The sequence below is a fragment of the Dysgonomonas sp. HGC4 genome, assembly GCF_001261715.1.
GTDB lineage: Bacteria > Bacteroidota > Bacteroidia > Bacteroidales > Dysgonomonadaceae > Dysgonomonas_A.
Genome location: NZ_CVRU01000017.1, coordinates 67,610 through 82,470, shown reverse-complemented (window position 1 = coordinate 82,470; position 14,861 = coordinate 67,610). Strand labels below are relative to the sequence as shown.

Genomic DNA, 14,861 nt, shown 5'->3' with positions numbered 1-14,861 from the left:
AGAAAAAGTCGCTATTAAATAGCGACTTAGTTATGAATTATAGTTATTATCTATTAATTATGATTAGTTATCATTTGCCGATACAGAACTTACTAAAAATATTACCCAATATATCATCCGTGGAAATTTGGCCAGTAATTTCACCCAAATAATGCATACATTCACGAATATCCTGAGCAAGGAAATCACTAGATAGACCGGACTCCATTCCATCAGAAACACGAGTTATAGCAGCTAATGCATTTCGTAAGGCTTCATAATGGCGCATATTAGTAACAATAACGTCTTGCTCTCCAAATTCGGGAATATTCGCAGCCTCTATCAGAATATCCTGCAAATTTTCAGTACCCTGATGATACTTTGCCGAGATGAAAATTCGATCAGAGATCAAATCACTTAACAATTGCTCTTTATATTCTTTACGAGCAGCTGGAATTATATCTACTTTATTGAATACCAAGATCAACTTCTTGCCTTCTGTTAATGGTAGTATTTTTTGCGATAACGCAATAGTACGTTCATCTTCCGTTTCGGCATCCACAACCCAAAGAACTATATTAGCCTGTTCTAGTTTCTTAAAAGTACGCTCTATACCCAAACTTTCCACTACATCATCCGTATCACGAATACCTGCGGTATCAATCAAGCGAAATATAAGTCCATCAATATTTATAGTATCTTCAATTACATCACGAGTAGTACCATGAATATCTGAAACAATCGCTTTTTCCTCTCTCAACAACAGATTGAGCAATGTAGACTTCCCTGCATTTGTCTCACCTATTATTGCAACGGGAATACCCGTTTTCACCACATTACCTAAAGAAAAAGAATCTGCCAGTTTTTCTATCACCTCATGAATATGACTAGCCAATTGCTTGAGATTATCTCGATTTGCGAACTCAACATCCTCTTCTGAAAAGTCTAACTCTAATTCTATTAATGATGCAAAGTTAAGTAAGTCCGTGCGAAGCTCTACCAACTTGTTACTAAACCCTCCTCGCATTTGATTTAATGCTAAACGGTGAGTCGCAGCAGATGTCGAGGCAATAAGATCGGCAACCGATTCAGCCTGAGACAAGTCCATCTTTCCATTCAAAAATGCTCTTTGGGTAAATTCTCCTGCGGTTGCTAAACGTGCTCCTTTTTCAAGAAGCAACTGCAAAATACCTTGCTGTATATAAATAGACCCATGACATGAGATCTCAACACTATCTTCTCCTGTGAAAGAGCTTGGATTGTGAAACACACTGACCAACACCTCATCAAGTGCAGCATCATCTTTTACAATAGTGCCAAAATGAATTGTATTAGCTTTCTGATCTATCAATTTCTTCCCCGATGGAGAGCGATAAACCGTATCAACTAATCCAATACACCCTTTACCTGATAAACGAATAACAGCAATACCCCCTACCCCTGCTGGAGTAGAAATAGCTACAATAATATCCGACTGTTGCATCATAAGTTTAATCTTTAGAGTTACTATATTACATTCATTTTTTCGGCCTTTTAAAACTATATTATTCTAGAAAAGAATAACACAAAACATTCAAAAGAGAAACAACAACCTTAAAAAGAATAGACATAAACAAATAATAAAGAGCAAGTTGTAAACACCCAAAACAAAACCACACAGATAGAATAATGATTTATTCTATTTTAGAAAGAATGAATATTCTTAAACCTGCCCACTTTGAATGCCTCTAATCAAATCAAGACTGTTTATCAAAGATAGAAATATTCTGGTAATTTAAGGAAAGTATAATGTACTTAATACCGAACACCCTCTGAGCAAAGGTCGAGAACTTCTAAAAATAAAAAAGAGGAACGAATATTCTCGCTCCTCTTTTCCTCCGTAACCAAATAATCTAATTACCTAAAATTTTCCTGAACCTAAAAGTTATCTTTACTATTTGAGACAACCTATCAGAAATAGTATTCTCTCAAATGATTTTCAATCTTGAATTTTAAAATTCGAGAACCATTACATCTCTCGGAGCAATAATCAATGAAGCTCCACTAACATCAACCGTTTTTCCGGTTATAACATCTTTCGATTGAGTTTTGGGCAACACCTCTCTATAATTCTCCAAATTTAATGTTTTCTCACTATCTGAACCACTTAAAAACACAACTACCGATTTGCCATTATATTTACGTTCGTAAACATAAACTCCATTAATTGGCACATAATGTTTCAAAGAACCTTTAGCTATTACATCGTTACCTTTACGCCACTGAAGCATCTTTTGAGTGAAATCGTATGCAGCATTTTGCTTATCAGTTCTACCTTCACGAGAGAAAGCATTTTGCTTATCACCAGCCCATCCACCGGGAAAATTCTCACGTAAAGTACCATCTCCATTTGCTTTATCAGCAGTCATAAGAATCTCAGTTCCATAATAGATTTGAGGTATGCCACGAGTTGTCAATAAAAAGGTCAGAGCTTGCTTGTATTTTTTCGTGTTATTAGCCTCTTCATCGGTTTTAAAAAAACGAGAAGTATCATGATTATCCAAAAATGTCAACAAATTCGAAGGATCAGCATATACAATATCCTGACCTAAATAATCATGAATACGCGCTACACCTTTATCCCAATCTGATTCTTCATCAAAAGCAGAATTCATAACTCCCATCAAAGGGAAATCCATCACAGTTCTTAGATGTGAATTACGAGGATAAGCCAGCTTACTGTCTTTTTGCCAAAACGAAACAGCTACATTACTATTCAACCAAGTCTCTCCAACTATATTAAAGTCAGGATATTCTTCTGTAACTTGTCTACACCACTCCGCCATCATATCGAAATCGGCATATGGATGCGTATCTTGGCGAATACCATCTATCCCCACATGCTCTATCCACCAAATACTGTTTTGAATAAGATATTTAGCAACATGAGGGTTTCTCTGATTAAAATCGGGCATAGGCTCTACAAACCATCCATCTAATGCCATCTTCTTGTCATGAGCCGAGGTATAAGGGTCATATTGAGTAGTGGTTCTATATGTAGTTTGTACATATTTATCGGGAAAGTTAAACCAATCCTTTGCAGGCATATCTTTAAACAAGAAGTTTTCGCTACCACAATGATTAAAGATCATATCCATTACTACCTTCATGCCTTTAGCATGAGTTTTATCTACTAACGAGATAAACTCGTCATTCGTTCCAAAACGAGGATCAGCCTTGTAATAATCTGTTATTGCATATCCATGATACGAACCATGAGGCATATCATTCTCTTGTGTAGGATTCAACCAAATAGCAGTAACACCCAAGTCTGCAATATAATCCAGATTATCGGTAATACCTTTAAAGTCTCCACCATGACGACCATATTGGTCATTACGATCAACCTTATTATCAATCATTCCTTTTATTACATCATTCGACGGATCGCCATTTGCAAATCTATCTGGCATAATAAGATACAAAACATCGCTAGTGTTGAAGCCTACCCTTTCGGCTGACCCTTCTTTTCGTTGTTTTAATTCATAAGGTACAGTTTTCTTTTCCTTGCCTCTTTTCAGAACTATATCAAATTTCTCTGGTTTTGCATTAGACAAATCTACATACACTAATAAGTAATTAGGATTATCAAAACGTACGAGTTCTTTTATTGTAGCAGTTTGAGAAGTTATTGTAGCATCACACTTGGCAATATTATCGCCATACATCAGTATTTGCAACTCGGTGTTTTTCATTCCTGCCCACCAAAATGCAGGTTCTAGTTTTTTTACGTCAATGGCATTAGCTGTTCCGTAAATCAAAACTGTTAAAAGTAAAATTAAATACGATTTCTTCATTCTCTCTTGGTATTATAAAGGTCGCAGACCTATTTTATTGCTTTGATCAGTGTATAACTTAAACCTCTCAGAATAGAAGTTTAGAAAACACGAAGTATCTGATGTTAACAAAACTAGAGAATAAAAGACAAACTTTTATGTGAAATTTTATTTTTTACGTATAAAATTCTTGCAATCGTTTGCAAGAATACTCCTATTCCCATTTCAAAAATACATCTGTTTATCAATTTAAAAGAAAAACACACTATATTTACATGTATGAAAATATTTGAAAACATTAATGATTTCTATACTCGGCAGCAAACCGATTTTTCATCAGAGAATAGAGGATTATCTCCCAAACATGGGCATTTCAATGTCTTTGAGAGAAAATATTGTAGTAATAATAATTCGACCTATAGCAGACGAGATTTCTATAAAGTATCTCTGGTAATAGGAGAAGGGAAACTATTTTATGCTGACAAATGGATTCTTATCGATCGCCCTGCACTGATGTTTTCCAATCCGTTAATTCCTTACTCATGGGAGGCTACCAGTGAGCAGCAAGATGGGTATTACTGCTTATTTACCGAAGAATTCATACAATCATCCGAGCGTAACGATAGCCTTGCAGATTCTCCCCTGTTTAGGATTGGAGACAACAAAATATTTTTTCTCGATGACAAGAAAGTCGAAGAGATAAGTACCATATATCGTAAGATGATAGAGGAGATTAATTCCGAATACACTCATAAATATGATATACTGCGTAATTACCTCCACTTGATTATTCACGAGGCAATGAAGATGCAAGCACCTAACAACGAATCCTTTCAAGGCAGTGCATCGGAACGAATATCAAGTTTATTCATGGAACTTCTCGAAAGGCAATTTCCTATAGATATACCCGAACACACCCTCAACATGCGATCGGCGAACGACTTTGCCCGTCAATTATCGGTACATGTCAACCACTTGAATCGCACCGTCAAAAAGATTACAGGAAAAACAACCTCTGAACATATCTCTGAACGAATAACGAAAGAAGCTTGTGCGCTCTTAAACCATACAGATATGACCGTATCTGAAATTGCTTTTGGCCTGGGGTTTGAGCATCCCAGTTATTTCAATAATTTTTTCAAAAAGAATATAGGATTTTCTCCCGGATCATTGCGTAATCATAATAAACAGACTTAAGCCTATTGTTTGAATTTTATAACATCTTCTTTGAATTTCGCAACAACGAATAGGTACTTCATCTGTACTTTTGACTTATCAAATAATTAAAAACAGAAGACTATGAAGTACAGAAAACTAGGAAAGACCGACGAGCAATTATCATCCTTAGGATTAGGTTGCATGGGAATGAGCTATGCTTATGGACCTACAAACGAAACCGAAAGCTTAGCTACTTTACATAAAGCCTTGGATTTAGGAATTAACTTCTGGGATACGGCAGATGTCTATGGTGCAGGAGCAAACGAAGAGCTTATTTCCAAAGTATTAGTTGAGAACAGAAGTAAAATATTTATTGCAACCAAATTTGGATTCAGATACGACAAGGAAGCCAAACTTGGAGCAGCCGATGTAGATTGCTCTCCAAAATGGATCAAACAGGCTATTGAAAAAAGTCTGAAACGATTAAAAATAGATACAATAGATCTTTATTATGCACATCGTATAGATCCTAATATTCCTGTTGAAGAAACCATTGGTACAATGGCTGAGCTAGTAAAAGAAGGCAAAGTACGCTATTTAGGACTTAGCGAGGCGTCAGCCGAATCAATACGCAAGGCAAACGCAGTACATCCAATCTCAGCTCTACAATATGAATACTCGGTATTGACCCGTGATGTAGAACGCGAAATACTACCTACTGCTCGTGAACTGGGAATCTCACTTGTTCCTTATTCTCCATTATCCAGAGGATTAATTACAAATAGGCTGGATGTTTCGAAAATGGATCCCAGCGACGACTTCCGCAAGCACCTTCCCAGATATCAGGGTAAGCATCTTGAAAACAATAATAAGCTTGCAGCAGCATTTGCTCAATTTGCCGAACAGAAAGACATTACAGCTTCACAACTGGCTTTAGCATGGATATTGGCTCAGGGAGAAGATATTATTCCGATTCCTGGAACGAAAAGAATAAAATATTTGGAAGAAAATGCGAAAGCAGCGGATGTTACACTTTCCAATATCGATCTGAAAGCAATTGACGATATACTAGCTAAATATCCCGAAGTAGGTGATCGTTATAATGACGAACAGTTTAAATACACAAATCATTAAGTTTACAGATATTCTCTCATTGCTTTAGTTAGCACAAAAGGAGGTTATAAAAAATAAGCACGTATCTATTCAGGTATGTGCTTATTTTTTATCAAAAGCTTTAATTCATCATTGGTCAATAACTCGAATTCGAGTAAATCCGAATATGGGTTTTCTAAATTCAATAATTCGCCGAATGCAGGCTCAGTTTTATAACCCTGTTCTTTTAATCTGATTATTTTTTGCCGAAACCCATCACCTGCTAATTTCATTATCCGATCTTCAACCACCATATGACGATATCCATTCTGATCTAATGTAGATCTGGATTCTGCATATATTTCGATCGGCAATCCCGAATGCTCAAAATTAGCGACGTACACATCTCTTAGTCTATCTGAAAACATATTATATGTAGAATAATGCAGACGGACTACATCTCTAATTTCTGGCAAATCTTCGGCACAACAAACAATATCAATATCGCTTTCATCAACATCTATTGCAATAGGAATTGTTCCTACAACAATAGGATTGTAGTCATAGAGAACATCAAGCACCTTTATCTCTTTAAGAATCCGATAACAAAGTTTTTGCTTATCAGTTCCAGCTTTAAGATATTCTATATCTCTAAAATTCATTCTTTCACAATCTCTTTTCTATAGATTATCTTCTTATTCGGAACATCATATATTTCCATAATAGCTCCTTTGTCACTTATCCCATGCTCTTTTATATACTTATCAATCTGAGAATAAACTTTCATTAAGCCAAGCATTATAGACATATGTCCCTTAAAAGGAAACTCTGCCGTCACATAATTTACCTTTGGATATGTACGCACTTTATATTTACCTGCCAAGTCTGCTATTTGGGCACTACCCAAGCCTTCAACAATACAGCCAATTTCGGAACGAAGCTTACTTTTTTCTACTTGCTGTGGATTATCATAAAAGACTCCAAACCCTTTATTCGTTGAAATTCCTTCATTATTAAGCAACTCATAATATACTTTATCCGTATATTCCCTGTTTGGGCATAATCACCTATAACCTCTTCATAAACTAATACTTCTCCGCCTTGCATTTCTTCTTTTACTTCCACCTTACTTAATCCACCGTAGTAGATATAAATTATTGCAACAATTGCTATAAGTACTACAATTACAACCAAAATAATTTTCAACATTTTCATAGTATTAATTATAAGACAAGACAATTCTATCAGGAATACTAAACTCTTTATTTAGTTTACCCCTCAGAACACCTGTTTTTAAATTTCACATTTGAGGCTGTCAGTTAGCGGCTAATTCTTAGATTATAGAAAATCGTTTAGTTAGTCCAACTGGAAACGGTATACGTTAGTGTCTCTTTTTACAAATCCTATTTTCTGATACAATGCGTTAGCGGCAATACGGGAAGGGCTAGATGTTAAATCTACTTTAGAAACCCCAAGCTCAGCACGAGCATAATCAAGTGCAAATCGGATCATCTTCTCTCCAATTTGTTTTCCTCTCATACTTACATCTACAACCACATCCTCAACTGAGGCCTTACGCCCTGTTGGTATTTTATAAAGCACCAAAGAGAAAGTACCAATTATTAGTCCTTCTTCCTTAGCTACAAAAAGATAAGTATTAGAGTTCACTATATCTTGAAGATATTCTTTTGTTGGAGGCTGGCAATCTTCAGCCAATTGAATCATCAGCTTCCCTAAAGACTCAACAACTTCATCTGACACATCTACTAATCTTTCTATATCCATATCCAGTTTGCTTTTTATTTTATCTCTATCGGTTCACCCAAAAATTTAGGCTGCTTATTCAATATAATATCAACAAAGACTTTTACTCGTGCAAATTTTTCTCTCACAATCGTTTTATAAGATACACGCCCCAAAGCTACATCTTTAGCATTATAGCCATACGCAGTATATCCATAATATTGAGCTAGAAAAACAGCCCTCTCGTTATGAAATTTCTGCGATACTACTATAAACGAATCCTGACCGAATATCTCATTGATCCGTACAACTGAATCCAATGTACGAAATCCCGCATGATCAAGATAGATTATACTATCGGGAACACCCAATGCAACAAGAGCATCACGCATATCTTCGGGCTCACTGTATCCTTCATACCCATTATCGCCACTCAGCACAAAAGCCTTCACTTTGTTGGCAACATACAACTCATGAGCGGCAGCAATACGATTATCGAAGTACGGATTAGGCAATCCACCGCGTATATACTTAGATGCACCCAATACCAATGCTACCTTTTGAGGAGGAATACTATCTACATCATTATACAGCCATTCTTTTGTATCGTGAGGTATTTTCCAATTGGCAAAAATAAGCACTACCACAATAGACAAAAGAGCAACCGCTAAGCAAACGGCTACTCTTTTTATTATTATTTTAATTTTCCGTTTATTCATCAAATTCGATCAAGTACTGTTTTAATTAGATCTTCTATCGAACCTTTGTAATTAGAGTTTGATTCTCCAGCCAAACGATTCGCAATTATTGTACAAACAGTCATAGCCTTATGCCCCATCAAACGACCTAGTCCTGCAAGAGGAGCACTTTCCATCTCGTAATTGGTAATTACATCCGAGCCAAACTTAAAGCTTTCGATACGACTATTCAGGTCTGGATTTGCCAAAGGAATACGAACAGTACGTCCTTGAGGTCCATAAAATCCGATTGCCGATATAGTTACTCCTTTAATCATATCGTGACCAATTTGCTGTACTAATCCCTCATCTGCTTTCACAACATAAGGAGCACAATGTAAAGGAGACCAGTTTACATATTTCTTAAAGGCTTCTTCAAAATCTAGTTCAGCTACCGAATTGCGACCCTCATAGTAATTTAACACACCATCAAATCCTATTGATTTTTCAGAAACCACATACGAACCGATAGGACAATGAGGCTGTAAGCCACCAGACGTTCCAACACGCACCATTATTAGCTGTTTGAAATCTTTCTTTACCTCCCTTGTCTTAAAATCTACATTTGCTAGCGCATCAAGTTCAGTAATTACAATATCTATATTATCAGGACCTATTCCATGAGACAAAGCCGTAATACGCTTGCCTTTATAAGTTCCGGTAATGGTACGAAATTCGCGACTTTGCACCTCACACTCTATACTATCAAAAAATGAAGCGGTAAGTGTAACACGATCAGGATCACCCATCATTATTATTTTGTCCGCCAGTTGCTCTGGCTTTATATGTAAGTGAAATACACTCCCATCACTATTGATAATCAGTTCCGATTCTGGTATTATACTCATATCTATTCTTTTTTATACGTTTAAATACAAATATATGGAATATAATTTTATTCAACGGCAGTTGTAGACCTATCACTCACCTAACCTTATAATTTTCGCCCTTTAAAATCTAGAAACTACATTATACCACTTCAAACCCAAAGAGGCAAAACTTAAAGCAAATAGAGCAACAGACCTACATTACTTACTATTTACTTTTGTTGATGAATATTTTCAGATAAGATCTAATACAAACAGAAAAGCCTTACGAATGCATCCAAGCATTAAATTCTCGATCTTTTCTCTACAACCTTAAACCATTTAACAACAAACGGCAAAACATCATAATTATTCACCATTTTAAACTAATCCAACATGAAACACAATTTTTCACGTAAAACATGTATAAGGGTATTTTACCTATCCATGATCTTTTCCCTATTTGCATCATTACCCTCTTGTGAAGACACAAGCACGATGACAGTTACCAACAGTTTAGTTGCAGGATCTGAAAATGTTTCTTTCGGATCAGGAGCGTCCTCTACCGAATTGAAACTTGAGACGAATATAGAAATCTCAGAGCTAGCAACATCCGTAGCTTCTCAAGGCAAGTCGTGGTGCAAAGCGACTGTTGTAGACAAAGCGTTAACAATAGAAGTAGAAGACAACAATTCGGAAAAAGAACGAACTACAATTGTAACGATAGTAGGAAAAAGTCAAAAGCAAGATATTATTGTAACGCAAAGAGCCACCGGTTTTGTAAAAGACAAATTGGTTAAAGTAACCCGTGTCACCACAACTTCGGAAATGGCCACCGAACACGAAGCTAAAGATATGATAGATGGCGACTTTAGCACCTATTTCAACTCGAAATCAGGGGCAATTACAACATGGCCATTTCTATTCGATTTTTATTTCGAGAAAGCCGAGAAGATAGACTATATTATACATACACCTCGCCAAGATAGCGGAAATAAATGGGGAGCCATAGGTAAACTCGAATTATGGATTGCGACAGAATCGGCACCCGAATTGAAAAAATATGGGGAATATGATTTCGGAAAAGTTTTAATAAAGCCATCAATAATAACCTTAGAGCAACCTATCGAAAAACCAACACAGATTCAATTTAGAATAATGTCGGGATACGAAGACAGGGTAAGTTGCGCAGAAATGCAATTCTTCCAAAAAAGTACCGAAGAAGATTATGATTACCTCCAAATATTCGCCGATAAATCATGCTCTGAGATTAAAGAAGGTATTACCGAAGATGATTTAAATAAAATACCCGATCTATTCTACAAAAATATAGCCCTTGCAATATTTAAAGGAACATACGATAAAGAATTTAGAATTCAGGAATACAGACCCTACCAACATCCCGATATAATAGCTAAAATAAATAAAACAGAAAAATACAGCCTAAAAGATAACGCCACCGGAATGTATGTAGCAAATGCAGGAGATGAACTAGTTGTTTTTGTAGGAGATGCAAAAGGACAAGAATTAACCTTGAACATTAGAGATTATCAAACAAATGCTGAAACCTCTTTCTCTCTCCAAGAAGGGTTGAACGTATTTTATCCATCTATTTCGGGATTAATATACATTTACAACCATACTCAAGAGGATATTCCATTGCTATTGACTACAGATGCAGAAAAGAAAAAAGCTGCAACAAAGACAGTGAAAATACATATTGCTACGGGCGAAATCAATGGATATTTTGATATACAAAAACACACCGCAGATGACTGGACTCGAATTCTTACTAATTATGGTAAACATACTGAAATAGACATTTTAGGAAAACACTCTCATATCACATGGAGAACATCCGACTATCGGACAAACAATACAGATATTATACTAATGACCAATTATCTGGATGCAGTTATAAAACAGCAAAACGAGATTATGGGTTTATTTTACTACAAAAAGGAATTTAAGAACAGAGCCTTTATACATGTCGACTATTCTGCTCCGGCGGCTTATGCAACATCATATAGAACTGCTTATAGCTTAGGATATCTAAATGTATTTTGTACAGAGGAAGGATTCTTATCCCGAATGTGGGTTGTAGGTCACGAAATAGGTCACGTGAATCAAACCCGTCCAGGGGTAAAATGGGCTGGGACAACAGAAGTAACCAACAATATGTATGCAATGTATAATCAACAGCAAATATTGGGAGACGCCGTTCGCCTCAACACGGGTGCTGATAGTTATGAGAATGCTTTTAAAGCTATAATCCAAGATCAACAACCATGGATACTACCTAATGACTACAATAAGCACATGCTAAAACTCCCCCCATTCTGGCAATTAAAACTATATTTTGTAGATATCCTAAAACAAGAACATTTTTATCATAACTTATTCGAACACTACCGAGTTACAGAAGATTTGAGTCAGGCATTACTAGGAGATAATTACCATGGTATGCTTCAGCTTGATTTTGTACGACAAGTATGTAATACTGGAAAAATGAATATGATTGACTTTTTCGAAGCTTGGGGATTTTTAAGACCCGTAGATGTTGTTGTTAATGATTATGGTAACAAGACAATGAAAGTTACACAAAAGCAGATTGATAATCTAAAAGCTGAAATCGTTGCCAAGAATTATCCAAAACCAGCGATTGTTGTTCAAGACCTTACCGATTTAAACTATCGCCAATATATTAGATAACAAAGTATAAATTCCACTAGAATATAAATATGAAACAATATCCAAATTATCTATTAAGTATATCTATCATCTTATGCTCAATACTTATAAGCTGCGATGACAAGGTAGAGTATGTAGACTCGAAAGAGCCGCAAAGTATCACCATTCTCAATATAACAGATAACATTATACCGGTACATACCACCGAAACATATCAGGTAGAACTTGCTGTACTTCCCGAAAATGCAGAGTTTAAAGATCCGCCATTATATGAGTACATATCGGGAGATGAAGAGGTATTTACCATATCCGATAAGGGTTTAATTACCGGAATAAGTGTTGGTGAAGCGGTTTTGTATATCAATTCAACAAATTACCCTGCTTTAAAGACAAAAAGCATAGTAAGTATTACTGATCGAACTTTTGATGTTGAAGAAATAATTATAGACGATAAGTTTAAAGATCTTACTATAGCCGTAGGTACAACTATTGATTTCAGCACTAAAATCAATATTAAACCCGAAAACGCTACAAATAAAAAACTAGGTTACTCGTCATCTAATACCGAAGTGGTTTCTATCACAGAAGCAGGCATCATACAAGCCTTAAAGAATGGAGCATCAACAGTAAAAATCAGCGCAACAGATGGTAGCTCCAAGTTTATTGAATGCAAAATTACAGTAAAGGAAGCCACTTATACCGATCTTGACAGAGCGGGCTGGATTGTGATACCATCTCATAAACTGCCTAAGGATGCTTCTATAAACAATGCTGCCGAAAGCCTCATTGATGGAGATTTAAAAACATGCATGTCTATGGTAAAACCCGGTAAGTCTTACGATGGAGTAACTGTTTCTGCCGATGAGCAAGTATTCTTTGTAATTGATATGCAAAAAGAGGTCGAATTTGATTACTTGGGCATACAACACCGCACAAGTAATACAAATGAGTATTTAAGACCTTACGGATTCTCTATCTATGGAAGTAATAACGGAACAGAATTCAGCACCATAGAAGAGAACCTCGTCGGAGAGCCTTCCCAACCTGAGTACAAGCTAAATCTGCCAACCAGTGTTAAGTATAGGTATATTAAAGTAGTATACAGTCTTTGGGATACTAAGACTGGAAGCACAATACAATTAGCAGAGCTTAATATTGGAGCTAAACGTTTTTAACAAAACAAAAGACCAATAAACAGTTAATAAAGAAGGCTGTCGAAAATAAATCGACAGCCTTTTTCTTATCCTTAAAATATATATTCTATTTTATTTATCCCACCAAACTCTTGATGTCATCTTATCACCATCCGCAAGATTAGCAATTGCAGCCTGATAGTTTGCAGCATTGATAGTTGCTTCCGATATTGGATATGTAAAACGACGTGGAATAGTTCCATTGGTAGCATTACCATAATAGTTGATTTCTTTCAACACTGGGTAACCCGATCTTCTCCAGTTAGCCCAAGCTTCATATTCATCAATAAAGGTAACAACCCAATATTGAGTGTTGATTTGATTCAAAGCATCAGCATCATTATAAGGATTGTCCTGCAAATATTTTGCAATCTGCTCTGAGCTGATTCCCCTTACTCCATAATCCGAAATTTGTTCCATTGCAGCTTTAACAGCAGCCTCGTAATAAGTCTTTGCACTTCCGGCAATCCAACCACGATAAGCAGCCTCAGCCATCAACAATAAATTTTCGGCATGGGTAATCACCAAAGTTGGTGCATCCAATCGAGAATAAGTATAACGATTTACAACCGAGTATTTATTGATATCACCTGGCCAGTTAGGAGCTTTTGAGATATCTGTTGCACCTCCCAGTTGATCGAATCCATTAGGCATACCCAATTGAGCCACAGCTGTAGTGTCTCCGAATTCAAATTTCGAATCCAAGACCCCATATTTAGGATTTTCACAAACTGTTGTAGTATAAATAAGACGTGGATCCTTGGTATTTCTCAAATGATTGAGAAAGGTTAAGCTTACACGAGAAGCATCGGGATCAAGATGGCAAAGCACTTTACCCGAAGCTTGTGCTGCATCATCCGTTGTTGCATCATGCTCTATAGTTGCACTTTCGGCATTATTAGCATACACACCACCATCTACTGCCTTTTTCACCCATTTCTGAGCCTCCGCAGGATCTACTTTCGATAATCTCATACCTAATCTAAGCATTAGCGAATAAGCTGTTTTTCTCCAACCATCAACATCACCTTTATACATAATATCAGCAGCTTTAATATTGTTGGGTTTCGAAGCATCCAATGTTTGAGCAGCCTCATCCAACTCTTTCAACATATCCATATAGATACTTTGCTGAGTGTCGTACTTCGGATATTTAATTCCTGAGATATACCCCTGACCTGCTTCCGAATAGGGAACATCACCATACATATCAGTCATTCTATGCATCAAAAGCACTCGCACAATACGAGTCATCTGAAATTCGTTCACTCTTGTTGCATCATCTTTCCATGCAAAGTACACCTCCATCAATGTTTTTATTCCTGAATCATACGAATCGAAATAGGCGGCATTATAACCTGCATCAAACGTATATTTATCTCCTGCCCAATATCCTTGTGTAGAAGACAAGTGCTGCATCATGGTACTACAATATATGAGATTGTTACGCCAAGCTGCCCAATCGCGTCCTGCAACAAACACCTGCGCACCTGTAAACATCATCTCGAACTTCATTTTATCTCCTGTAACGTGCTGAGGATCGCTGTTTACATCACCAAAGTCTCCGCAACTCGATGAGCCGAACAACAAAGTTACAGCGGTCAGTATATATAATATTTTACTTTTCATATTGTTTCAATTTAAAAC

General features: G+C 36.4%; 13 protein-coding genes. 4 read left to right on the top strand and 9 right to left on the bottom strand.

The window, feature by feature from the left end; translation table 11 throughout:
• Nucleotides 1-70: 70 nt before the first annotated feature.
• On the bottom strand, nucleotides 71-1,462 hold the full coding sequence (gene mnmE / locus HGC4_RS01615) for a tRNA uridine-5-carboxymethylaminomethyl(34) synthesis GTPase MnmE (RefSeq protein WP_050708367.1): 1,392 nt from the start codon (nucleotides 1,460-1,462) through the stop codon (nucleotides 71-73).
• A gap of 508 nt (nucleotides 1,463-1,970) precedes the next feature.
• Nucleotides 1,971-3,815 (bottom strand): glycoside hydrolase family 13 protein, encoded by a 1,845-nt coding sequence (locus HGC4_RS01610; RefSeq protein WP_050708366.1) that lies wholly within the window; start codon nucleotides 3,813-3,815, stop codon nucleotides 1,971-1,973.
• A 258-nt stretch (nucleotides 3,816-4,073) separates the two neighbouring features.
• Between HGC4_RS01610 and HGC4_RS01605 the strand changes: the two genes are divergently transcribed.
• Complete coding sequence (locus HGC4_RS01605) at nucleotides 4,074-4,991, top strand: helix-turn-helix domain-containing protein (RefSeq protein WP_050708365.1); 918 nt, start codon at nucleotides 4,074-4,076, stop codon at nucleotides 4,989-4,991.
• Nucleotides 4,992-5,093: 102 nt separating this feature from the next.
• Nucleotides 5,094-6,086: an aldo/keto reductase gene (locus tag HGC4_RS01600; protein ID WP_050708364.1), complete on the top strand. Its 993-nt coding sequence runs from the start codon at nucleotides 5,094-5,096 to the stop codon at nucleotides 6,084-6,086.
• A gap of 65 nt (nucleotides 6,087-6,151) precedes the next feature.
• On the opposite strand, the gene HGC4_RS01595 is transcribed toward HGC4_RS01600, so the two are convergent.
• The 6 genes from HGC4_RS01595 to HGC4_RS01575 form a co-directional block, all read right to left on the bottom strand.
• Complete coding sequence (locus tag HGC4_RS01595; RefSeq protein WP_050708363.1) at nucleotides 6,152-6,706, bottom strand: DUF4269 domain-containing protein; 555 nt, start codon at nucleotides 6,704-6,706, stop codon at nucleotides 6,152-6,154.
• Nucleotides 6,703-7,065, bottom strand: a complete 363-nt coding sequence (locus HGC4_RS01590; protein WP_050708362.1) for a GyrI-like domain-containing protein — start codon at nucleotides 7,063-7,065, stop codon at nucleotides 6,703-6,705. The genes HGC4_RS01595 and HGC4_RS01590 overlap by 4 nt, the downstream gene beginning before the upstream one ends.
• On the bottom strand, nucleotides 6,996-7,253 hold the full coding sequence (locus tag HGC4_RS18560) for a hypothetical protein (RefSeq protein WP_157258066.1): 258 nt from the start codon (nucleotides 7,251-7,253) through the stop codon (nucleotides 6,996-6,998). The genes HGC4_RS01590 and HGC4_RS18560 overlap by 70 nt, the downstream gene beginning before the upstream one ends.
• Before the next feature lie 147 nt (nucleotides 7,254-7,400).
• Nucleotides 7,401-7,829 (bottom strand): GNAT family N-acetyltransferase, encoded by a 429-nt coding sequence (locus HGC4_RS01585; protein WP_050708361.1) that lies wholly within the window; start codon nucleotides 7,827-7,829, stop codon nucleotides 7,401-7,403.
• A 14-nt stretch (nucleotides 7,830-7,843) separates the two neighbouring features.
• The gene (locus tag HGC4_RS01580; RefSeq protein WP_050708360.1) at nucleotides 7,844-8,506 is read right to left on the bottom strand and encodes a SanA/YdcF family protein; all 663 of its coding nucleotides are present in this window, start codon (nucleotides 8,504-8,506) and stop codon (nucleotides 7,844-7,846) included.
• A complete protein-coding gene (locus tag HGC4_RS01575) occupies nucleotides 8,506-9,372 on the bottom strand; it encodes a nucleoside phosphorylase (RefSeq protein ID WP_050708359.1) in 867 nt (288 codons plus the stop codon). The genes HGC4_RS01580 and HGC4_RS01575 overlap by 1 nt, the downstream gene beginning before the upstream one ends.
• 354 nt (nucleotides 9,373-9,726) lie before the next feature.
• Here HGC4_RS01575 and HGC4_RS01570 point away from each other — a divergent pair, with 354 nt between their 5' ends.
• Nucleotides 9,727-12,042 (top strand): M60 family metallopeptidase, encoded by a 2,316-nt coding sequence (locus tag HGC4_RS01570; RefSeq protein ID WP_082204032.1) that lies wholly within the window; start codon nucleotides 9,727-9,729, stop codon nucleotides 12,040-12,042.
• Between the two features lie 29 nt (nucleotides 12,043-12,071).
• Entirely contained in the window at nucleotides 12,072-13,196 is a 1,125-nt protein-coding gene (locus tag HGC4_RS01565) for an Ig-like domain-containing protein (protein WP_050708357.1), read from the top strand.
• 90 nt (nucleotides 13,197-13,286) lie between these two features.
• On the opposite strand, the gene HGC4_RS01560 is transcribed toward HGC4_RS01565, so the two are convergent.
• Nucleotides 13,287-14,843 (bottom strand): SusD/RagB family nutrient-binding outer membrane lipoprotein, encoded by a 1,557-nt coding sequence (locus HGC4_RS01560; RefSeq protein ID WP_050708356.1) that lies wholly within the window; start codon nucleotides 14,841-14,843, stop codon nucleotides 13,287-13,289.
• Between the last annotated feature and the right edge of the window lie 18 nt (nucleotides 14,844-14,861).